Annotated in this window: 15 protein-coding genes and 1 pseudogene; 7 read left to right on the forward strand and 9 right to left on the reverse strand. The window is 43.3% G+C overall.

All coding sequences use genetic code 11. The features are described 5' to 3' along the window. Positions 1-82 precede the first annotated feature (82 nt). Entirely contained in the window at positions 83-1000 is a 918-nt protein-coding gene (locus tag NXV01_RS09130; RefSeq protein WP_148366454.1) for a DMT family transporter, read from the reverse strand. A 122-nt stretch (positions 1001-1122) separates the two neighbouring features. Between NXV01_RS09130 and NXV01_RS09135 the strand changes: the two genes are divergently transcribed. The 7 genes and pseudogenes from NXV01_RS09135 (at position 1123) to NXV01_RS09165 (ending at position 12590) form a co-directional block, all read left to right on the forward strand. Further along, on the forward strand, positions 1123-1977 hold the full coding sequence (locus tag NXV01_RS09135; RefSeq protein ID WP_195648570.1) for an AAA family ATPase: 855 nt from the start codon (positions 1123-1125) through the stop codon (positions 1975-1977). After that, complete coding sequence (locus NXV01_RS09140; protein ID WP_148366452.1) at positions 1955-2971, forward strand: DUF4435 domain-containing protein; 1017 nt, start codon at positions 1955-1957, stop codon at positions 2969-2971. The genes NXV01_RS09135 and NXV01_RS09140 overlap by 23 nt, the downstream gene beginning before the upstream one ends. A 37-nt stretch (positions 2972-3008) precedes the next feature. Beyond that, entirely contained in the window at positions 3009-4349 is a 1341-nt protein-coding gene (locus NXV01_RS09145; protein WP_148366451.1) for a mechanosensitive ion channel family protein, read from the forward strand. A 26-nt stretch (positions 4350-4375) separates the two neighbouring features. Beyond that, entirely contained in the window at positions 4376-5272 is an 897-nt protein-coding gene (locus tag NXV01_RS09150; RefSeq protein ID WP_148366450.1) for an AraC family transcriptional regulator, read from the forward strand. A 351-nt stretch (positions 5273-5623) separates the two neighbouring features. Then, positions 5624-8338 carry a TonB-dependent receptor gene (locus NXV01_RS09155; protein WP_259022227.1) on the forward strand — a complete coding sequence of 905 codons (2715 nt, stop codon included), beginning with the start codon at positions 5624-5626 and terminating at the stop codon, positions 8336-8338. A gap of 43 nt (positions 8339-8381) precedes the next feature. After that, positions 8382-9589, forward strand: a pseudogene (locus tag NXV01_RS09160) (hypothetical protein). A 190-nt stretch (positions 9590-9779) separates the two neighbouring features. Further along, a complete protein-coding gene (locus NXV01_RS09165; protein WP_148366449.1) occupies positions 9780-12590 on the forward strand; it encodes an ATP-binding protein in 2811 nt (936 codons plus the stop codon). A 99-nt stretch (positions 12591-12689) separates the two neighbouring features. Here NXV01_RS09165 and NXV01_RS09170 read toward each other — a convergent pair whose 3' ends face one another. The 8 genes from NXV01_RS09170 to NXV01_RS09205 are packed head-to-tail and all read right to left on the reverse strand — an operon-like array spanning position 12690 to position 21685. Further along, positions 12690-14129 carry an NADH-quinone oxidoreductase subunit N gene (locus tag NXV01_RS09170; protein WP_148366448.1) on the reverse strand — a complete coding sequence of 480 codons (1440 nt, stop codon included), beginning with the start codon at positions 14127-14129 and terminating at the stop codon, positions 12690-12692. A 38-nt stretch (positions 14130-14167) separates the two neighbouring features. After that, positions 14168-15652 (reverse strand): NuoM family protein, encoded by a 1485-nt coding sequence (locus NXV01_RS09175; protein ID WP_004305342.1) that lies wholly within the window; start codon positions 15650-15652, stop codon positions 14168-14170. Between the two features lie 38 nt (positions 15653-15690). Then, complete coding sequence (gene nuoL, locus NXV01_RS09180) at positions 15691-17580, reverse strand: NADH-quinone oxidoreductase subunit L (protein ID WP_259022228.1); 1890 nt, start codon at positions 17578-17580, stop codon at positions 15691-15693. Positions 17581-17635: 55 nt separating this feature from the next. Continuing rightward, positions 17636-17944, reverse strand: a complete 309-nt coding sequence (gene nuoK, locus NXV01_RS09185) for an NADH-quinone oxidoreductase subunit NuoK (protein WP_004301460.1) — start codon at positions 17942-17944, stop codon at positions 17636-17638. A gap of 33 nt (positions 17945-17977) precedes the next feature. Further along, the gene (locus NXV01_RS09190) at positions 17978-18490 is read right to left on the reverse strand and encodes an NADH-quinone oxidoreductase subunit J (RefSeq protein ID WP_148366445.1); all 513 of its coding nucleotides are present in this window, start codon (positions 18488-18490) and stop codon (positions 17978-17980) included. Between the two features lie 2 nt (positions 18491-18492). Beyond that, positions 18493-18981 (reverse strand): 4Fe-4S binding protein, encoded by a 489-nt coding sequence (locus NXV01_RS09195; protein WP_004305338.1) that lies wholly within the window; start codon positions 18979-18981, stop codon positions 18493-18495. Positions 18982-18993: 12 nt separating this feature from the next. Next, a complete protein-coding gene (gene nuoH / locus NXV01_RS09200; protein WP_195470190.1) occupies positions 18994-20070 on the reverse strand; it encodes an NADH-quinone oxidoreductase subunit NuoH in 1077 nt (358 codons plus the stop codon). A 22-nt stretch (positions 20071-20092) separates the two neighbouring features. Continuing rightward, positions 20093-21685, reverse strand: a complete 1593-nt coding sequence (locus NXV01_RS09205; protein WP_259022229.1) for an NADH-quinone oxidoreductase subunit D — start codon at positions 21683-21685, stop codon at positions 20093-20095.

Raw genomic sequence — 21685 nt, forward strand, 5'->3', positions numbered from 1 at the left:
AATTAACAAGATTCTAATTATTAAAGAATACATTTAGCATAAGCGGGTAGGAAACGTTCAGTCTTTCTATCCGTTTATACTATTAATGAAGCTTTTCTGTTTTTTCAAGGTCAGCTCTCGATTTACTTTGAGTCACAATATATACTCCCAAGAATACGAGTGCGATAGCAATCCCTTTTTCCCAGCCAAAGTTTCCGATACCCATTGCGATTGCCGCAATTGTAGCCACGATCGGTTGCATATAATTGTACATGCTGACTACCGTAGGACGAAGCAGTCTCTGCGCAGTCATAATGCAGAGATATGCGAGGAAACTACCTCCTAATACGACATACAATACCTGTATGATAGCAATTGTGGAAACAGAAGTCCATTGAATCGTAGAAATATCATAATAGGAGAATGGAATATAGCACATCGAAGCATAGATGAACATCCATTTGTTAATCGTTACTGCTGAATATTGTTGAGATAATCCTTTGAATACAGTTAAGTATATGGAGAAACTGATTTGCGCAACGAGACAAAGCAAGTCACCAATCAGGCTTCCGTTTCCGTTACTTCCTGCCTGGCTGCTCACAATGAGAATGAGTGCTCCCATAGCACCTACAAAAATTCCCATTACTTTCTTATTGGTAATAGGTTCTTTCAAATAGATGGCCGCTACAACCATTGTTACAATCGGTAGAGTAGTAGTTACGATAGAAGCATCGATAGGAGAAGTCATAGAAAGTCCGAAGATAAACACTCCTTGATTGAATACTAGCGCAAAAAGTGAAGCAAAGAAGATTTTCAGCATATCTTGATGATTCACATGTTCCTGTTTACAAAATATAGAAAGAATCCAGAAAGCTGCTGCTGCTCCCACCATACGGAACGTGGTAACTGAAATTGCGGAAAACTCTTGAAGAGCTGACTTACCGATGGGAGACATTAATCCCCACATAACGTTTGCCGTAAGCGCAAACAAATGACCATACAGGTTCTTACTTTTGTCCATGTTGATGCTATTTATTTTACTATATTTCTGATATCATTAACAATCAAATAGAGAAAACGGTTGCAAAGGTAGCTTTTTATCGTATGATTTGTTTATATTTGCCTTGATTAAACTTGAATATTATGGAACAACAAGCCAATTATATCCGTCGTATCGAGATACACGGACTATGGGAACGCTTTAATATAGGATGGGATTTGCGTCCCGATGTGAATATCCTCTCCGGCATCAACGGAGTGGGGAAGACTACCATTCTGAACCGTTCGGTAGGATATCTCGAGGAACTCTCCGGTGAAATGAAAAGTGACGAGAAGAACGGAGTGCGTCTTTTCTTCGACAATCCCCAGGCAACCTATATCCCCTATAATGTGATCCGGAGCTACGACCGTCCCTTGATTATGGGAGACTTCACCGCCCGTATGGCAGACAAGAATGTAAAGTCCGAACTGGATTGGCAACTCTACCTGTTGCAACGCCGTTATCTCGATTATCAGGTTAACATAGGCAATAAGATGATCGAAATGCTTTCCAGCGACAATGAAGAGGAACGTCGCAAGGCGGCCACACTGTCTGTGGCTAAGCGCCGCTTTCAGGATATGATTGACGAACTGTTCAGCTATACACGTAAAAAGATAGACCGGAAACGGAATGATATTGCTTTCTACCAGGATGGCGAGCTATTGTTTCCTTATAAACTATCGTCCGGCGAAAAGCAAATGCTGGTTATTCTGCTGACCGTACTTGTGCAGGACAACAGCCACTGCGTATTGTTTATGGATGAGCCGGAAGCTTCCCTTCACATAGAATGGCAGCAAAAATTGATTGCTATGATACGTGAACTGAATCCGAATGTGCAGATCATCCTGACTACCCATTCACCTGCCGTCATTATGGAAGGATGGCTGGATGCCGTGACAGAAGTAAGCGATATATCTACCAATATAAATAAAACTGATGGCAACTTCACTACGAGATAATCTGACTTCTTCCTATTTCAATGCCGCCCATAAGCTTTATCCGAAAAAAGCCCGCCGACGTATCATCGCTTATGTAGAAAGCTATGACGACATCGCTTTCTGGCGCACATTGCTTGAAGAATTTGAAGATGATGAACACTATTTCCAGGTGATGCTTCCTTCGGCCACCTCCTTGGCAAAAGGAAAAAAGATGGTACTCATGAACACGCTGAATACAGCCGAACTGGGGAGAAGCCTGATTGCCTGTGTGGACAGTGACTATGATTTCCTGTTGCAGGGAGCCACCAATACCTCCCGTAAAATCAACCGGAACAGATATATTTTTCAGACTTATACCTATGCTATTGAAAACTATCATTGTTTTGCCGAAAGCCTTCACGAGGTATGTGTGCAGGCCACATTGAACGACCGTTCCATTCTCGACTTCAATTCCTATCTAAAGAGATACTCCGAAATAGTATATCCGCTTTTTCTCTGGAACGTATGGTTCTATCGCCAACGGGATACTTACACTTTCCCGATGTACGATTTCCATACCTATACCTCTTTGCGTGAGATTAACCTCCGGAATCCGGAAAAGAGTCTGGAATCACTCCAACAACGGGTTAACCAGAAGTTGGCAGAGTTGAAAAAGAAATTTCCTCATAACATCAATCAAGTAAACGGACTGCAGGCTGAATTTAAAGAGCTGGGGTTGGTGCCGGAAACTACTTATTTGTATATGCAGGGACACCATGTGATGGATAATGTGGTAATGAAACTTTTGATTCCGGTCTGCACTGTATTACGCCGTGAACGGGAACAGGAAATCAAACGACTGGCCGAACACAATGAACAATTCAGAAACGAACTGACTTGTTATCAGAACAGCCAGGTGAATGTGGAAATCATGCTCAAGAAGAATGTAGCCTACAAAAGGCTCTTCCATTACGATTGGTTGCGGCAGGATATCAGTGAATATTTGGAAGAAGGAAAAAATAAACAGAAATCATAAATAAAAGAAAAACTAAAAGAGAGAGAGAAGATTGCTTATGAAAGAAGTAAAGGAAGTAGTTGACACTGTGAGTATAGCATTGGCAAATGGACAGCCGGAAGAAGCAGGTAATGTAATGATGCAAGAAGTAAACCATGCTTTGCTTTCGATGGGAGTAGATGAAGTCTGGGCAGATAAGATTGATAACTTTATCATCTTATTGTGCATAATCGGAATCGCTTTATTAGCCAATCTGATTTGCCGCAAGATTATTCTGCGTACCGTAGCCAGATTGGTGAAACAGACGAAAGCAACTTGGGATGATATTGTATTTAATGATAAAGTGATGCTGAATATCAGCAGATTGGTAGCACCTATTTTGATTTATATATCTATCCCTATCGCATTTCCCGAACATGCGGACTCCGGTTTGCTGGACTTCCTTCGCAGACTTTGCATGATTTATATCCTGGCAGTCTTTCTTCGCTTCGTCAGTGCGCTGTTCACAGCCGTTTACCTCGTATATAGCGCACGTGAACAATATAAGGACAAACCTTTGAAGGGACTTTTGCAGACAGCACAAGTCGTTCTCTTCTTTATAGGAGCCATTATTATTATCAGTATCCTGATAAAGCAAAGCCCGGTGGTGCTGCTGACCGGACTGGGAGCTTCCGCTGCCGTTTTGATGTTAGTCTTCAAGGACAGTATCATGGGATTTGTCTCCGGCATCCAGCTTTCTGCCAACAATATGCTGAAAGTAGGCGATTGGATCACGATGCCGAAATATGGTGCGGACGGTACGGTGATAGAGGTAACATTGAACACCGTAAAGGTGCGTAACTTTGATAACACCATCACCACCATTCCTCCTTACCTGTTGATTAGTGACTCTTTCCAGAACTGGCAGGGAATGCAGGAATCCGGCGGACGCCGTGTGAAACGTTCCATTAATATAGACATGACCAGCGTGCACTTCTGTACACCGGAAATGTTGGCAAAATACCGGAAGATACAACTTTTGACGAACTATGTGGATGAAACGGAAAAGGTAGTGGAAGAATATAATAAGGAGCATCACATCGACAACTCCGTATTAGTGAATGGACGTCGGCAAACAAACCTGGGAGTTTTCCGCGCCTATCTGACTAATTATCTGAAAAACCTGCCTACCGTCAATCAGGACCTGACCTGCATGGTACGCCAGCTCCAGCCTACCGAAACCGGTATTCCGTTGGAACTTTATTTCTTTTCTGCCAATAAAGTATGGGTTGCCTATGAAGGCATACAGGCAGATGTTTTCGATCATGTGCTTGCCATTATTCCTGAATTCGATCTGCGTGTCTTCCAGAATCCGTCGGGAGCCGACTTCCATCGGATAGGGGTAAAGATAGAAAACTAATCAAACGTTTATAAATTACTACTACTATGACTACACCGTTATCCAACCAGATTATCCGTGAAATCACTCCTTTATCAGATAAGGATTGCTTTTACATTGCGGAGCGTTATAAAACGGAATTCACTTATCCTATTCACAATCACTCCGAATTTGAATTGAACTTCACCGAAAAGGCTGCCGGGGTGAGGCGGATTGTAGGAGATTCTTCCGAAGTGATAGGCGACTATGATCTGGTGCTGATAACGGGAAAAGACTTGGAACACGTCTGGGAACAGAACGACTGTCGTTCTAAAGAGATACGGGAGATTACCATCCAGTTTTCTTCCGATCTTTTCTTCAAGAGCTTTATCAATAAGAATCAATTCGATTCTATCCGCCGGATGCTGGATAAGGCACAGAAGGGACTTTGTTTTCCCATGTCTGCCATACTGAAAATTTATCCGTTGCTGGATACGCTTGCTTCCGAGAAACAGGGATTCTATGCAGTCATCAAGTTTATGACGATACTGTATGAGCTTTCTCTCTTTGAAGAAGAAGCCCGTACGTTGTCCAGTTCGTCTTTTGCCAAGATAGATATTCATTCGGACAGCCGCCGTGTGCAAAAAGTGCAGGAATATATCAATGCACATTATCAGGAGGAAATACGTCTGGGACAATTGGCTGATATGGTGGGAATGACGGATGTGTCGTTCAGCCGGTTCTTCAAACTGCGTACCGGAAAGAACTTATCTGATTATATCATAGACATTCGTTTGGGCTTTGCTTCCCGGTTGCTGGTCGATTCTACTATGTCTATTGCCGAGATTTGTTATGAGTGCGGTTTCAATAACCTTTCCAATTTCAACCGTATCTTTAAAAAGAAAAAGAGTTGTTCGCCCAAAGAGTTTCGTGAGAACTACCGGAAGAAAAAGAAATTGATTTAGTGATTGGCGAGGGAATAGAGACCGGTTGACGCTAGTCCCCCTCCCGGACTCCGTTTTTTCTGCAAAGGAAGCCTCTGGAGATGCTCTGGACGAGGGCTTGTGCCAGCGGCTTGTCACAGTTGTGCCACTACGTTGTCACTGTTGTGCCATTGCGATGGCACAGTTGTGCCAGCGGGTTGGCATTGCCTGTCATAAGCAGGAAAGGAAATAAAGATAGCAATGAAAGGAAATTCCATGTAGAAGCAATGAGATTGCAATGCTTATTTCAATAGATTGTATTTTCTTCGTATTATCATCGTAACATTTACGCTCTACCTTTGCCGATGTAATTTAAACGTAGAGTAAAGTTCGATGAAAAAGCTATTTCTATTAAGATTCTCTGTTGCAGTCTTCTTCAGTATCGTATGTGTACTTTCCGCATTGGCTGCTAATATAAAGGTGAAAGGAGCTGTGAAAGACAAACTTTCCAAAGAACCTCTGATCGGAGCTACTATCCGGCTGATAGGCACTCAAGCCGGAGCCGTTACCGATATGGATGGTAACTTCGAGTTGAATGTTGCCGGTGTTTTGGAAGGTATGTATGATATTGAAATAAAATATGTAGGCTATAAGACAGAAGTGCGCCGTAAGGTGCGTGTGGAGAATGGAAAGCTGGTGATTTTGAATCTGGAACTGGAAACAGATGCACAAGAACTTTCCGACGTGGTGGTAGTAGCCAAAAAGAACCGGGAAAATGAGAATATGCTGTTGCTCGAACAGCAGAAGGCAGTGATTGCCGTGCAATCCGTCGGCGTTAGGGAACTCTCCCGCAAGGGTGTTTCGGATGCGGAAGGTGCCGTCACTAAAGTTGCCGGAGTATCTAAACAAGACGGGGTGAAGAATGTCTTTGTCCGTGGATTGGGAGACCGTTACAATGCAACCACGTTCAACGGATTCGCTCTTCCTTCCGAAGATCCGGAATATAAGAATATCTCTCTTGATTTCTTCGGTACGGACATTATCCAGTCTGTAGGCGTAAATAAAGCATTCAACGCAGGAGGCAGCAGTGATGTTGGAGGGGCAACCATAGATATTGTATCCAAAGAACTGATAGGTAGCGGTCATTTGGGATTCGGTATTTCCGGTGGCTTGAACACACAGACTGTAGCGGCCGATTTTCTGAAACAGGATGGAGTGAACTTTATGGGCTTTGCCAATCGCACCGAACCTGTGGATGAAAACTCATGGAACTTCAAAAATAAGTTAGACCCTTTCGGTCAACATCTCCAGATCAATCGGAGTTATAGCATTTCCGGTGGCAAACGATTCTATGTCGGAGAAGACAAAAATCCGCTTTCTTTCTTCCTGACTGCCGGACATACGACGGACTATCAGTATACGGATGAAATCATACGTAATACAACTACCAGCGGTACGATATATAAAGATATGAATGGCAAGAAGTATACGGAGAATATCAGTCAGCTGGCACTTGCCAATGTTGATTTCGATATGCAGAACCGTCATCACATCAGTTATAATTTTATGATGATTCATGCCAATACCCAGTCGGTGGGTGACTACAACGGTAAGAACTCGATTTTTAGTGACGACTACGAAAACCTCGGATTCACCCGTCGTCAACAGGCGAATGACAATATGTTGATCGTTAATCAGCTGATGACCAACTGGGGATTAACCAAATCGTTAAGTCTGGATGCAGGTGCTTCCTATAATATAGTGAAAGGTTATGAACCGGACCGTCGTATCAACAACCTGACCAAAGCGGAAAATGGATATACATTGCTTAGAGGAAACTCGCAACAGCGCTATTTCTCAACTTTAGACGAAAACGACCTGAATGTAAAAGCAGGCTTGGTCTATCGTCTGAAAGATGATGTGGAAGAGATATCAAATGTCCGTTTCGGATATGCAGGCAGATTCGTTGATGATAACTTCAAAGCTACGGAGTATAATCTGACGGTAGGACATGTTTCTACCATCCCTTCTTTGCATGACTTCTCGCTTGACGATTATTATAATCAGGAAAACTTTTCTTCCGACTGGTTTAAGATACAGAAGAATATAGATGAATATACAGTAAAAAAGAATATTCATTCCGCTTATGCCGAAGCTACCTACCAGTTTACTTCCCGTTGGATTGTGAATCTGGGATTGAAATATGACAAGGTAGACATTGAAGTGGACTATAATGTCAATCGTGGAGGCTCTAAAGGAAACAATACCATTCAAAAAGATTATTTCCTGCCCAGCTTGAATCTCAAATACAATCTGAATGAGAAAAACTCGCTTCGTCTGGGAGCCAGCAAAACGTATACGCTGCCGCAGGCAAAGGAAATATCTCCTTACCGTTATGTCGGTGTGAACTTCAACAGCCAGGGTAACCCCAATCTGAAACCTTCGGATAATTATAACCTTGATTTGAAATGGGACTTTAATCCCACTCCGACCGAATTGATTTCTCTCACGGCTTTTTATAAACTGATCAAGAATCCGATATCCCGCATAGAAGTGGCAAGTGCCGGAGGTTATCTTTCTTATGAGAATATAGCAGACAAAGCAACCGTAGCCGGAGTAGAAGTGGAAATACGTAAGAATCTGTTTGTCCGTCCGGCGGGTAATGCCGCGAATGGAATGAATAAACTCTCTTTCGGATTGAACGGCTCTTATATCTACACGAATGCCAAAATGCCTTTGGCAACCGTTACTACCGGTTCGCAACTGGAAGGAGCTGCACCGTGGATTGTCAATTTCGATCTCTCACATAACTTCACGAAGGGTAAGCGTAGCTTTGTCAATACATTGGTACTTAATTATGTGAGTGATAAGATATATACCATTGGTACACAGGGCTATCAAGATATGATGGAGCAGGGAATCCTGACACTGGATTTTGTGTCTCAAGCTAAACTCAATAAACATCTCTCACTCAACCTGAAAGCTCGTAATCTGCTGAATCCCTCTTATAAGTTAAGCCGCAAAGCGAACGAAAACGGGGAGAAGGTGATACTGAATGATTATAAGAAAGGAATAAATATAAGCCTGGGGGTGTCGTGTACATTCTAAACCGGGTGATGAAATAAAATTATTAACTAATAATGAAAGCAAAATGAAAAGATTGTTTGTGAACTTTATGACATTTGCCGTTATGGCAACAGCACTTACATTGACTGCATGTAGCAGTGATAGTGACGGAGACGGCGATGGTAATGGAAATGGTGGAAACAATGGCGGAACAGGTAGCTCTATCGTTGTGGGGGAAAATATCCTGTCCGGAACGCTGACCGGAGAGCAAACGCTGGAAGCTAAGGAATATATTCTGAACGGAACAGTCGTGATTGAAGACGGAGGCCGTCTGAATATCCCTGCCGGAACAACGATTAAAGCCCGTGAAGGTTTCAGCAGTTATCTGCTGGTAGCACAGGGGGTAAACTTTATGCTGACGGTACCGCTGACAAGCCAATCGTTTTCACAGCCAACTCAACGAGTCCCACATCCGGTTATTGGGGAGGAGTCATTATCAACGGTAAAGCTCCGATCTCCGGCTCGAATGCAAATAAGAGTGATACAGGTCTGACAGAAATCGACAACAACTATAAATATGGTGGTAGTGTCGATAATGATAATTCCGGTTCACTGACTTATGTGAAAATCTGCTATGCCGGTGCTCGCTCTACAGCAGATATCGAACACAATGGATTGACGCTGAACGGTGTTGGAAACGGTACCAAGATTGAGAATATCTATATTCTTGAAAGTGCGGATGATGCCATCGAATTCTTTGGCGGTACAGTGAATGTAACGAACCTGTTAGCTGTAAACCCGGATGATGATATGTTCGACTTTACTCAAGGATATTCCGGTACATTGAAAAACTGCTATGGTGTTTGGGAAAGCGGTTATACCAGTACGGAAGCAGATCCGCGCGGTATTGAAGCAGACGGTAATTTGGACGGTATCTATCCCGATCATCTGCGTCAATCGGACTTTACGGTTGAAAATATGACGATTGTAAATAATGCTGCAAATACAACGGACAATGTAGACCGTATGCAGGATGTGATAAAGATTCGTCGTGGCGCGAAAGCTACCATTATCAATGCGCTTGTCAAAGGAACCGGCGGAACCATCGACCTGATTGATATGAACGACAGCAAAGGTGCGGGAAATCCAGCTTCCAGCATTAGCATAACGAATACTCTGCAATATAAAACGAAGCTGAACGGTACATTGAATACATTTACCGAACCTGCTACTAACACTGGTGCAGATGCATCCCTGTTCACTTGGACCGGATATAATTTCTCCTCATTATAATTAAGATATAGATTAGCGAGGTTTATTTTTTTATAGGAGGTATGGGAGTATTTGTAACAAACAGATTCTCCCATATTCTATTTGTTTGTTTTCGTAATCCTATTTTAGTTTTTTTATTTGGTTTTTTATGGTATGAGTGATTTCCTTTTTCGTATATTTGTCGACCTATTATCTTACAATGATATAAATTATGCAAACAGACAACGAGCGGTACCATAAAATGGCTTCTCTTGCACAGATCGGGTGGTGGGAAGTAGATTTAACGACAGGATATTACTTATGTTCCGATTATCTTTGTGATCTTCTGGGCTTGGATGGAGATACTATTTCTAATTCGGATTTTCTGAATCTGGTACGTGAAGATTATCGCAAGCAAATTACCCAAGAGTTTCAGGCAAACACTTCTATTCATAAGGACTTTTATGAACAAACTTTTCCTATTCATTCCAAATATGGTGAGGTTTGGTTACATACTCGTCTGGCTTTTCGTGAGAAGGGAGCAGGTGCTGATGGAGGTGATAAATCTTTCGGAGTAATCCAGCGTGTCGAAGCTCCTAAGGAAGAAGATCAAAGGGATGCATTAAGACGTGTGAATGACTTGCTTCGCCGTCAGAATTTTGTGTCGCAATCGTTGCTTCGTTTCCTTCGTGATGAAGAGGTGGAATCTTGTATAACAGATATTTTAAGAGATATACTGAATCTATATAATGGCGAAGGACGCGTTTATATTTTTGAATATGATGAGACTCACACCCATCATAGCTGTACTTATGAAGTTGTTTCCGAAGGGGTATCAGCTGAAAAAGAGACTCTCCAAAATATGCCTATCAGTCAATCGAAGTGGTGGAGTGAACAGATATTAGCTGGTAAACCTATTCTCTTGGATACATTGGAACAGTTACCGGAAGCAGCAGCCGATGAGTATAAGATACTTGCTGTTCAGGGGATTTGTTCTTTAATGGTTACTCCTTTGATGACGGGTGATCACGTTTGGGGGTATATGGGCATTGATCTGGTGAAAAATTACCATGGCTGGAGTAATGAAGATTTTCAATGGTTCTCTTCATTGGGAAATATTATAAGCATTTGTATCGAGTTGCGTAAGGCCAAGGACAAGGTGATCCGTGAACAGGCTTTCCTGAATAACCTGTTCCATTTTATGCCGATGGGCTATATCCGTATGTCGATTATCCGTGACGAGAATAATAAGCCTTGTGATTATCGGGTGACGGATGCGAATGAGGTAAGTTCCACATTTTTCGGACATCCTTTGGAATCTTATATTGGTGCTTTGGGATCTGAAAAGCATTCCGACTATCTCCAAAAACTTGATTTCCTGAAAGAGATCCTGGATAGTGATTCTTATAGGGAAAAAGATGAATATTTTCCTAAAACGGAACGCTATACGCATTGGATTATTTATTCTCCTGAACAGGATGAAGTTGTCGGCTTGTTCCTCGATTCCACGGGATCAGTGAAAGCCAATCGGGCACTGGACCGGAGCGAAAAGTTATTTAAGAATATCTTTACCAATATCCCGGCAGGAGTCGAAATCTATGATAAGGACGGGTATCTGGTGGATTTAAATAATAAAGATCTGGAGATATTCGGTGTAGTGAATAAATCGGATGTAATAGGGGTTAATTTCTTTGAGAATCCGAATGTACCACAGAACATCCGTGATCGTGTGAGGAATGAGGATTTAGTCGATTTCCGGCTTAACTATTCTTTTGAGCAAACTGGGGGATATTATGAAACAAGCCGCTCCAACGTGATCGAACTATATTCGAAAGTTAGTAAACTATATGACAACGAGGGTAACTTTAACGGATATATCTTAATCAGCATTGACAATACGGAACGCATCGACGCGATGAATCGTATCCGTGATTTTGAGAATTTCTTCCTGATGATATCCGACTATGCCAAGGTAGGTTATGCTAAACTGAATCTTTTGAACCGGAAAGGTTATGCTATTAAACAGTGGTATAAGAATTTGGGTGAGGAAGAAGATATTCCTTTGAGCGAGGTTGTGGGAGTTTATGGCAAAATGCATCCGGAAGACCGTAAACGTTTCTTTGATTTCTATGACGAAGTCAAGAAGGGTAAAAGGAGGCATTTTCAGGGAGAAGTGCGTATTCGTCGTCCCGGAACAAAGAACGAATGGAATTGGGTAAATAGTAATGTAATGGTCACTAACTATAGACCGGAAGAAAACGAAATAGAAATCATCGGCATCAATTATGACATCACAGAGCTGAAAGAGACCGAAGCCGAATTGATTCAGGCACGCGATAAAGCGGAGATGATGGATCGCTTGAAAAGTGCTTTCCTTGCAAATATGAGTCATGAAATCCGTACGCCGCTGAATGCTATTGTTGGTTTCTCCGATTTGTTGGTGGAAACTGAAGACGTGGCAGAACGTCAGGAGTATATTAAGATTGTACGTGAGAATAATGATCTGTTACTACAACTTATTTCGGATATACTCGACCTCTCGAAGATTGAGGCTGGTACGTTTGAGTTTACTAATGGAGACGTAGATGTAAATCTGTTGTGTGAGGATATTGTCCGCTCGATGCGTATGAAAGCGAAAGAAGACGTGGAACTGGTACTTGATAATCATCTTCCGGTCTGTCATGTCATTAGTGATCGTAATCGCATACATCAGGTGATCTCTAACTTTGTTAATAATGCAATGAAGTTTACCTCCGAAGGGAGTATTCATGTCGGATATGAAATAAAAGAAGGAGAGTTGGAGTTTTATGTCAAAGATACGGGAATCGGTATTGAGAAAGAGCAGTTACCGCATATTTTTGAACGTTTTGTGAAGCTTAATTCTTTTGTGCACGGTACAGGATTGGGACTTTCTATCTGTCAAAGCATTGTAGAACAACTGGGTGGACGTATTGGCGTTGACTCTGAAAAAGGAAAAGGATCACGGTTCTGGTTTACTATTCCCGGGGTAATTGTGACGGAAGAGATGAGTTGTGCCCGGTAAAGGGGCAATTTAATATATAAAGGAAACGGTCTTGGTTTTGATGTCGATTGATAGGGACATGAAACCAAGACCGTTTCTTATGTTATAGAGGTAGTTCGTTTATATTCCGAACGACAATTTATCGATAGACTGATATACGATACTTGCGATACCCAGTCCGATGATACCCAGTGTGCAGAGTGCCAGTCCCCATTTCGTGCAGCGGTCGCTGCGGAAAGTAGGAATCGGGTTGTCGGAAGGAGTGACATACATTGCTTTTACAATCAACAGATAATAGTACAATGAAATCACTGTATTTACCAATGCAATGAATACCAGCAAGTGGAAACCTGCATCGAAAGCAGCCATGAAGATAAAGAACTTCGAGAAGAATCCGGCAAACGGAGGGATACCTGCCAATGAGAACAGAGACAGAGTCATCAGAAAAGCGATTTTGGGATTCGTTTTATAAAGTCCTGCATAATCCTCGAGCGTGAATTTCTGACTGCGTAATGCCACGATAGTAATCACGGCAAATACTCCGAGGTTGGCAGCAGCGTACACTAATACGTAATATACCAAAGCTGTCATGCCTTGTGCCGTACCTCCGATAACGCCCAACATAATGTATCCCGCTTGTGAAATACTGGAGAACGCCATCAAACGTTTCAGGTTCTGCTGACGGACAGCAAATATATTGGCAATCGTGATAGAAGCGATGGTTACCCAATAAAGTACTTCCTGCCAGTCATTGATCATTGGAGCGAATACTTTGATAAGTACAGCCAACAAAACAAATGCTGCCGATCCTTTTGATATAACGCTCAAATAAGCGGTAACTGCACTCGGAGCACCTTCGTAAACGTCTGCTGTCCATAAGTGGAACGGAACCAATGATAATTTGAATGCCATTCCTGCAAAGAAGAATACAAATGCCATGATCTGCAACGGATTTCCGTCAATATGGGCAGGAAGGTCATCGAAATAAAGAGTACCGGCAGAACCGTAGATCATTGACAGACCGAACAACAGTAATGCACTGGAGAAAAGAGCTGTCAGAATGTATTTGGCTCCTGCTTCGGCAGAGTTATGACGGTATTTGTCAAAGGCAATCAGCGCTGCCATCGGGATAGAAGCAGTTTCCAGTCCGATGAAGAACATCAGGAAGTGTCCGGCAGAAATCATGAGGTACATACCAAACAAGGTAGAGAGTGTTAGTACATAGAATTCTCCTTGCTTGAACGAAGTATCTTCTCTTTTCATCCATTCGTGTGCCATCAGGAAAACAATCAGTGTGCCGACGTTCAGGATTGATTTAATCACTGTGTGCATCGGTACATAATGATACATACCGCCGAATGCATCGGCAGCAGTTCCCGGAATTAAATTGATAGCTGTATGGATAGCCATCAGAATAACGGGTAACATTGTGTTCAGGCGTGCTTTCCCACCATTTTTGTGTGCATCCGGACTCATGAAGAGGTCAGCTAGAAATAGCAGCAGTAAGACGGCTATGAGCGACAGCTCTTCTCGCATATATAGAAATTGTGAATAATCCATCTTTATCAATTCAAAATTAAAGATTAAAAATTAAAGGGCTATGGAATCAGTTGTGAGACTACGGGGAGTACACTTTCACCAATCATGTGGCTAACCCAGAAAGGAGCCATACCTAGTCCGGCTACACAAACGATGAGGCAGATAACGGCTACACGTTCGTCCCAAGTCGCATCAGTCAGTTCGAGATGATGTTTGTTGGTACAGGTTCCGTATAGAATTTTACCTACCAGACGCAGAATGTAGACTGCAGTAATCACAATCGAAGAACAAGCGATGATAGTCAGTACACGGTGGAACTGGTCGTTGTTCTGGAAAGAGCCGACGAAAATAGTCATTTCAGCAATAAAGCCACTTAATCCCGGCAGACCGAGGTTGGCAAGACCGGCAATTACATAACATACGCTAAGGAACGGCATAACTTTCATTAGGCCGGCAAGCTCGCGAACGTCACGTGTGTGTGTACGTCCATAAATCATACCGATAAGAGCAAAGAACAAGGCTGTCATCAATCCGTGTGAAAGCATCTGAAGGATAGCTCCTGTTGCTGCTGTCTGATTCAGCATCAGAATGGCGAAAAGAACCAGTCCGCAGTGAGATACGGATGAATAAGCATTGATATATTTCAAGTCGGTTTGTACGCAAGCGGAGAATGCACCGTAAACTACAGAGATACCTGTCAATATCAGGAATATCCATGAAAGTTCGTTAGCAGCTTCCGGCATCAGATACATGGCGATACGGAAACATCCGTAACCTCCCAGTTTCATCAATACTCCGGCATGAAGCATAGATACGGCAGTCGGGGCGGAAGCGTGACCGTCAGGACTCCATGTGTGGAACGGGAAAAGGGCACCTAATACACCGAAACCAAGGAAAGTCAGCGGGAACCAGATGCATTGCTGTGCAAAAGGTATGTTGTGCAACTGCGCGATTTCGAGGAGGTTCATAGTGGTTGCTCCCGAACCGAAATAGATTCCGAGAATACCGATCAGCAGGAAGGCAGAACCACCCATCAACATGAGGGTCAGCTTCATGGCTGCATATTCTTTACGTCCCGATCCCCATACACCAATCAACAGGTACATCGGTATCAATGCGATTTCGTAGAACATGAACATGGTGAATAAATCGACGGATATAAAGAATCCGAATACTCCCATAGACAATAGGGTGAACCAAAGGAAATATTCTTTTGTCAGCGGTTGCAGACGCCAGGAAGCAAATGTACCGGTGAACACAATGACAGCGGACAGTAACAACATGGCTACCGAAATTCCGTCAACACCTACTGAATAGGATATGTGAAGCGGGGCATACCAAAGCGTATCTGCACGGAAAAGCATTTCTGCCGTGTTTCCGGCACTACGCTCTCCCAGATACAGGAATGTAAGTACGACGGAGGCAATCAGAAGTGCCGATGCGCCAGTAACCATAACCCCCCGGATGGCTTTGATTCCTCGTGCTGCCCAGAGTCCGGCCAGCATCAATAAGGGGATAAGTACGAATATTGATAAGAAATTCATCTTTATGATTTACTATTTAAAGATTTACTATTTACTATTTAGAGAATCAGCAGTAGGATAAGTGCCAGTGCACCGCAAAGGAACACGTATGCATATTGTTGTACCTGACCGCTCTGCAAACCACGGATCTCGTCGCTTGTTGTGTTGGTAGCCCATGCCAGAAAATCAAAGAATCCATCCACTACATGACGGTCGAACCATGCGATAGGAGTAGAGATGCAGCGGAAGATAATCTTATGCGTGATAAACTGGTATATATCGTCAATATAGAAGCGGTTATAAGCAGCCTTGTGCAGACCTTTGAACTGTTTTGCCAATGAATCGGCAACTGGCTGTTTGGCATTCTTGTACATCCATGTAGCGATTGCAATCGAAATAATCGCAATGACAACGCTCGTAATAGCCACCGACGGATCGAGATGGATGGAATAAGATTCTCCATTCGAACTGATGAAGTGTCCGAAAGGAATAAATCCGGCTCCACAAGTTACTGCCGCCAGAAACATCAATGGGAAAGTCATAGCCAGCGGACTTTCATGTGGTGTGTGGTGTGCATGGAGCTCTTTGTTTTCCTTGCCCCAGAAAATACCGTAGTAGAGACGGAACATATAGAAAGCGGTCATCGCAGCAATTACTGTCATTACCCATCCCATTACAGGGCTGTATTGGAAGCAAGCAGCCAGAATTTCATCTTTCGAGAAGAAACCCGAGAATGGAGGAATACCGGCAATAGCAAGACAAGCAATCAGGAATGTCCAGTGAGTGATCGGCATATATTTGCGTAAACCTCCCATCGCGGACATTTCGTTAGAATGTACAGCATGAATGATACTACCTGCACCGAGGAAGAGCAATGCCTTAAACATAGCATGTGTGAAGAGGTGGAACATGGAAGCCATGTAGCCCAAGCCTCCTTCATGAGGATCCATGGAAGTACAGACACCCAGAGCTACCATCATGAAACCAATCTGTGAAATGGTAGAGAAAGCCAGTACGCGTTTAATATCTGATTGTACGCAAGCCACACTTGCTGCATAGAATGCGGTGAATGCACCTACCCAGGCAACCATGTGCAGCGTATTCGGTGCATAGGCAATGAAAAGCGGGAACATACGTGCCACCAAATATACACCGGCAACAACCATGGTAGCCGCATGAATCAATGCACTGACCGGAGTAGGACCTTCCATTGCATCCGGCAACCAGATATGCAACGGGAACATGGCACTTTTACCGGCACCACCGACAAACATCAATCCGAGAGCCAATGGAAGCATAGAAGCTCCACCGCTTATCAAGGATACCGTGTCCGGGGTAAATCCGAATGTACCACCATAATATCCGTAAATCAGGATACCGATCAGGAAGCCCAAGTCGGCAAAGCGAGTGACAATAAACGCTTTCTTGGAAGCGGCAACCGCAGCAGGTTTTGTATAGTAGAAACCGATTAGCAGATAAGAGCTTACACCCACCAATTCCCAGAAAAGGTACATCTGGAAGATGTTGGTTGCAACAACCAATCCCAGCATAGACATGGTAAACAGGGATAGGAAAGCATAATAACGTTGAAAACCTACCTCACCTTTCATGTAGCTGAAAGAGTAGATATGTACCATCAGTGACACGGTAGAGATGACAATCAACATCATTACTGATATAGGATCGAGCAGGATGCCCAAATCAAAGTGTAAGGTCTCTGTAAAAGGAAGCCACGTGAAGTTGTAAGGTATCAGTGTGGCGAATGTTCCGTCTTCCAGTCGTGGAGCCGAGAAATATTGGATAGCTGTAACGTAGGATAGTACCGCTACTGCTCCCAGTATCAGCGTACCAATTGTGCCCGCTGTCCGATGGGACATCCATTTACCTCCGATTCCCAGTATGAGAAAGGAGAAGAAAGGAAGAAGGAGTATTAGAATTGTTAGTTCCATACAGTTTTATTTTTATTACTTGATTTATTATTATTTGTTCTTGGTGAGAAACAAATCACCACTTCAGTTCGTCCAAGTTGCGCACCTGGATGCTCCGGAGATTACGATAAATGTTAATCATGATGGCAATGGCTACTGCAGTTTCCGCAGCCGAGATGGCGATGGAAAAGAGTGCAAAGAAATAGCCTTCCATTCCCTCCGGAAAGAGAAAACGGTTGAACACGGCAAAGTTGATGTCCGTGGCGTTCAGCATTAACTCTACAGAAATCAGGATAGCCAGTGTGTTCCGGCGGGTAAAGAATCCATAGATTCCTGCAAACATCATGATGGTAGAAACTACCAGATAATATTCCATGTGTATCATATACTTAATACTTAATAGTTAATACTTGATTTTCTATCTCTTACGTGCAATTATGATACCACCGATGATACAAGCCAGCAACAGGATACTGACAGCTTCGAAAGGTAATATATAACCGTATTTGTCGCTACTAAGCAAAGCGTTCCCGATGGCATGAATATTGATCTCGTGCGGGGCAAGATTAGCCGTCTGCATGAAATTATGCTTCAACGTGATGGTCAGGATAATTGCTAAACCGGCAATCATGGTAATGAGCCCGGCCAGGAGCTTACTTCGTTTCACTTTCTCGGCTCGATCACCTTCTCCGCTGGTCAACAGGATGGAGAATACATAAAGAACGACGATACCACCGGCATAAACCATTATCTGAACAGAGCCCAGGAAGGTGTAACCCAGCAAAAAATAGATGCCGGCCGTGCCGAAGAGCACGAAGAGCAGGTAGGTGGCCGAGCGTACGATACGTTGGGTAGTCACCGTCATGATGGACATAGCAATAATAAATGCTGCCAAAAAGTAGAATACTACTGTTTCAAGTGTTGATCCCATATCTAAACTTCTTTTTTCTTTTCTATTACTTTACTACCGTCGTGATTCAGTTTCAGGACAAGTTTCGTCCGGTCGAATACTGCATGTTCGAAGTTTTGGTCGAACGTAATCGCATCATGCGGACAAGCATTGACACAGAGTTGGCAGAACATACAGGCACCCAGGTCATATTCATAGGTTGCCAGGATTTTCTTTTTCTTGCCATCTTCTGTTTCGACGGTTTCGCTGGTCACTTTGATTGTATCGTTCGGACAAGCCATTTGGCATAATCCGCAGGCTACACAGCGATGTTCATTATTCTCATTGTGGGGCATATTCAGCGTACCACGGAAACGGTCGAACATTTTCAGCTCTTTCCGGTTTTCGGGATATTGCTCGGTCACTTTCTTGCGGAAGTATACCTTGATGCTGGTTTTCATACCCGTTGCCAGTGTGCTGATGCCGTGCACCAGACCACCTAAGTACGTATATTTTTTATCTTTATATTCCATAATTTTCATTTATCAAAAGTGGAAGCCGAAAGCTACGCAGCATGCCATTAATAATAGGTTTACCATAGAAATTGGAACCAGATATTTCCATTCCAGATTCAGAATCTGGTCGATACGTAAACGTGGGAACGTCCATTTGATCCACATCAGAAGGAACACCACGAAGAATGCTTTAGCGAAGAACCAGATAAAGCCCGGAATATAATCCATTACAGTGTTGAATCCATCCAGCCCGACGATGTGTAACGGCATCCATCCTCCCAGGAAGATAGTGGTGGCAACACTGGCCACGATAAACAGATTCAAGTATTCTGCCAGATAGAAGAAACCGAAACCCATACCGGAGTATTCTGTGTGGTATCCGGCAGTCAGCTCACTTTCCGCTTCGGGAAGGTCGAACGGGCCACGGTTACATTCTGCATTTCCGGCAATCAGGTAAATGATAAAAGCAATGACAGCAGGGATATGTCCTTTGAAGATGAACCAGCCGTCAGCCTGTCCTTCTACGATTTCAGAAAATTGCATGGTTCCCATCAGCACTACCATAGTCATGATACTCATACCAACAGAAAGTTCGTAACTGATAATCTGTGCACCGCTTCGCATGGCACCGATCAAAGAGAATTTGTTGTTACTACCCCAACCAGCCAGCAAGATACCGACAACTCCAATGCTGGAAGCAGCCAACAGGAAGAACACGCCCACGTTAAAGTCCAGAATCGCTGCACCTTTATTAAAAGGAATACAAGCGAAAGTCAGGAATGAGGCGATAATCACCATGAATGGAGCAAGATTGTAAAGGAAATGGTCGGCACCCTTCGGCATGAAGATTTCTTTGGTCATCATTTTGAGTACGTCACAGACCACTTGAATAGAACCCCATTTACCAACACGGTTCGGACCAAGACGACACTGGAAGAAACCGCAAACTTTACGCTCCATGTAGATCAATATGATAGCCAGGATGGCATATAGTGCTACGAGGCACACGCCGACAGCTACACATTCTATAAAGATGGCTAATCCCTCCGGCATAATGGAGAGCAGTAGCTCATGTATCCAGTTTGTTACTATACTAAAGTCGAACATATATTCTTAATAATTAAGTATTTTATCTATCAATATCCGGAACGACATAATCTATTGTTCCGCCAATAGCAATTAAGTCGGCAATCTTCGTTCCCCGGCAGATGGTGTCGATTGCGGCAACAAGCGGCAATCCCGTAGCACGGTAATGCAGGCGGTAAGGTGTTTTGTCACCCTGGCTTTCAAGGAAGACACCAAATTCACCACGGCTTCCTTCTACTGCAGCATAATAACTGCCTTCCGGAACACGGATGATAGGCTTCATCTTCTCCTGATAAGGTCCTTCGGGAATATTGTCTATTAATTGTTCGATGATGTTCAGACTTTCCATGATTTCATCCATACGCACCAGGTAACGGGCAAAGCAGTCACCTTCCGTATAAATAATTTCTTTGAAATCTACTTTGTCGTATACACCGTATGGCATTCGTTTGCGTACGTCACACGCCCATCCTGAAGCACGGCCTGTACCTCCGGTACAACCGAAAGAGATGGCATCTTCACGGCTTAACACACCGACGCCTTTCATACGGCTTTGTGCGATGATGTTACCCGTAAATATATCATGATATTCGTGGATGATTCCTCTCATATAAGGAATGAACTCTTTTACTCGTTTGACGAAGTTAGGATGAAGATCAGCCTGTACACCGCCAATCGTATTGTAGTTCATAATCAGACGTCCGCCACAAGTCTCTTCAAAGATGTCGAGAATTTTCTCGCGATCACGGAATCCATAGAAAAATGCTGTTAATGCTCCCAAGTCCATGGCAAGACAAGAGTAGAACAGCAAGTGAGAGTCGATACGTTGCAATTCATCCATAATGGTACGGATATACTTCACACGTTCGCTAACCTCAATACCCATAGCCTTTTCAATACACATACACAGTGCATGACGGTTCTGGTGTGCACCCAGATAGTCAAGGCGGTCTGTCAAAGCCAATGTTTGAGGGTAGGTGAGGCTTTCATTCATTTTCTCGATGCCCCGGTGGATATAACCGCAGTTCGCATCAATCTTACGAATGATTTCACCTTCCAGAGAAACACGGAAACGCATTACACCATGAGTAGCAGGGTGTTGCGGACCGATGTTAACTACATATTCTTCTTCACCGAACAGCTTCATCTCTTTATTTTTGATGGTTCCGTCCGGGTTCAGTTCTATTTCTTGAGTCGTATCAAACGTCTCTTCATTGGTCATACACAATGGGTTCTCCTTTTCCGGATCATTATCTTTGCGCATTGGATAACCTATCCAATCGTTACGCAGATAAAGCCGGCGCATGTCAGGATGACCGACAAAAGTGATACCGTAATAATCGAAAACTTCACGTTCGTAGAAGTCGGCTATCTTCCAAATGTCGCTGACAGATGGAATTTCAGGTAGCTCGCGGTTGGTTGTCGCTGTTTTTAATGCTATCCGTTCGCCTGTAATGGTAGATTCCAGATGGTAGACTACGCCTAAACCGCGGAGTTTTTCCGGAGCGTCTTTCTCATCGGCTACTCCCCAGTCCATACCGGTGAGGCTTTCGAGAAAGTCCATCTGTTTTTCATTTCGCAAGCGCAGCATCTCGTCGTGTAACGCTGCAGGAGCTATAAATTGTATTTCTTGCAT

The organism is Bacteroides sp. BFG-606 (assembly GCF_024788145.1).
Lineage (GTDB): Bacteria > Bacteroidota > Bacteroidia > Bacteroidales > Bacteroidaceae > Bacteroides > Bacteroides vicugnae.

Excerpts from the sequence above, each read along its gene's own strand:
- nuoK (WP_004301460.1), bottom strand. The coding sequence starts at position 17,944 with ATGATACACATGGAATATTATCTGGTAGTTTCTACCATCATGATGTTT.
- NXV01_RS09150 (WP_148366450.1), top strand. The coding sequence starts at position 4,376 with ATGACTACACCGTTATCCAACCAGATTATCCGTGAAATCACTCCTTTA.
- NXV01_RS09140 (WP_148366452.1), top strand. The coding sequence starts at position 1,955 with ATGGCAACTTCACTACGAGATAATCTGACTTCTTCCTATTTCAATGCC.
- NXV01_RS09195 (WP_004305338.1), bottom strand. The coding sequence starts at position 18,981 with ATGGAATATAAAGATAAAAAATATACGTACTTAGGTGGTCTGGTGCAC.
- nuoH (WP_195470190.1), bottom strand. The coding sequence starts at position 20,070 with ATGTTCGACTTTAGTATAGTAACAAACTGGATACATGAGCTACTGCTC.
- NXV01_RS09205 (WP_259022229.1), bottom strand. The coding sequence starts at position 21,685 with ATGCAAGAAATACAATTTATAGCTCCTGCAGCGTTACACGACGAGATG.
- NXV01_RS09145 (WP_148366451.1), top strand. The coding sequence starts at position 3,009 with ATGAAAGAAGTAAAGGAAGTAGTTGACACTGTGAGTATAGCATTGGCA.
- NXV01_RS09165 (WP_148366449.1), top strand. The coding sequence starts at position 9,780 with ATGCAAACAGACAACGAGCGGTACCATAAAATGGCTTCTCTTGCACAG.
- NXV01_RS09175 (WP_004305342.1), bottom strand. The coding sequence starts at position 15,652 with ATGAATTTCTTATCAATATTCGTACTTATCCCCTTATTGATGCTGGCC.
- nuoL (WP_259022228.1), bottom strand. The coding sequence starts at position 17,580 with ATGGAACTAACAATTCTAATACTCCTTCTTCCTTTCTTCTCCTTTCTC.
- NXV01_RS09170 (WP_148366448.1), bottom strand. The coding sequence starts at position 14,129 with ATGGATTATTCACAATTTCTATATATGCGAGAAGAGCTGTCGCTCATA.
- NXV01_RS09155 (WP_259022227.1), top strand. The coding sequence starts at position 5,624 with ATGAAAAAGCTATTTCTATTAAGATTCTCTGTTGCAGTCTTCTTCAGT.
- NXV01_RS09130 (WP_148366454.1), bottom strand. The coding sequence starts at position 1,000 with ATGGACAAAAGTAAGAACCTGTATGGTCATTTGTTTGCGCTTACGGCA.
- NXV01_RS09190 (WP_148366445.1), bottom strand. The coding sequence starts at position 18,490 with ATGGGATCAACACTTGAAACAGTAGTATTCTACTTTTTGGCAGCATTT.
- NXV01_RS09135 (WP_195648570.1), top strand. The coding sequence starts at position 1,123 with ATGGAACAACAAGCCAATTATATCCGTCGTATCGAGATACACGGACTA.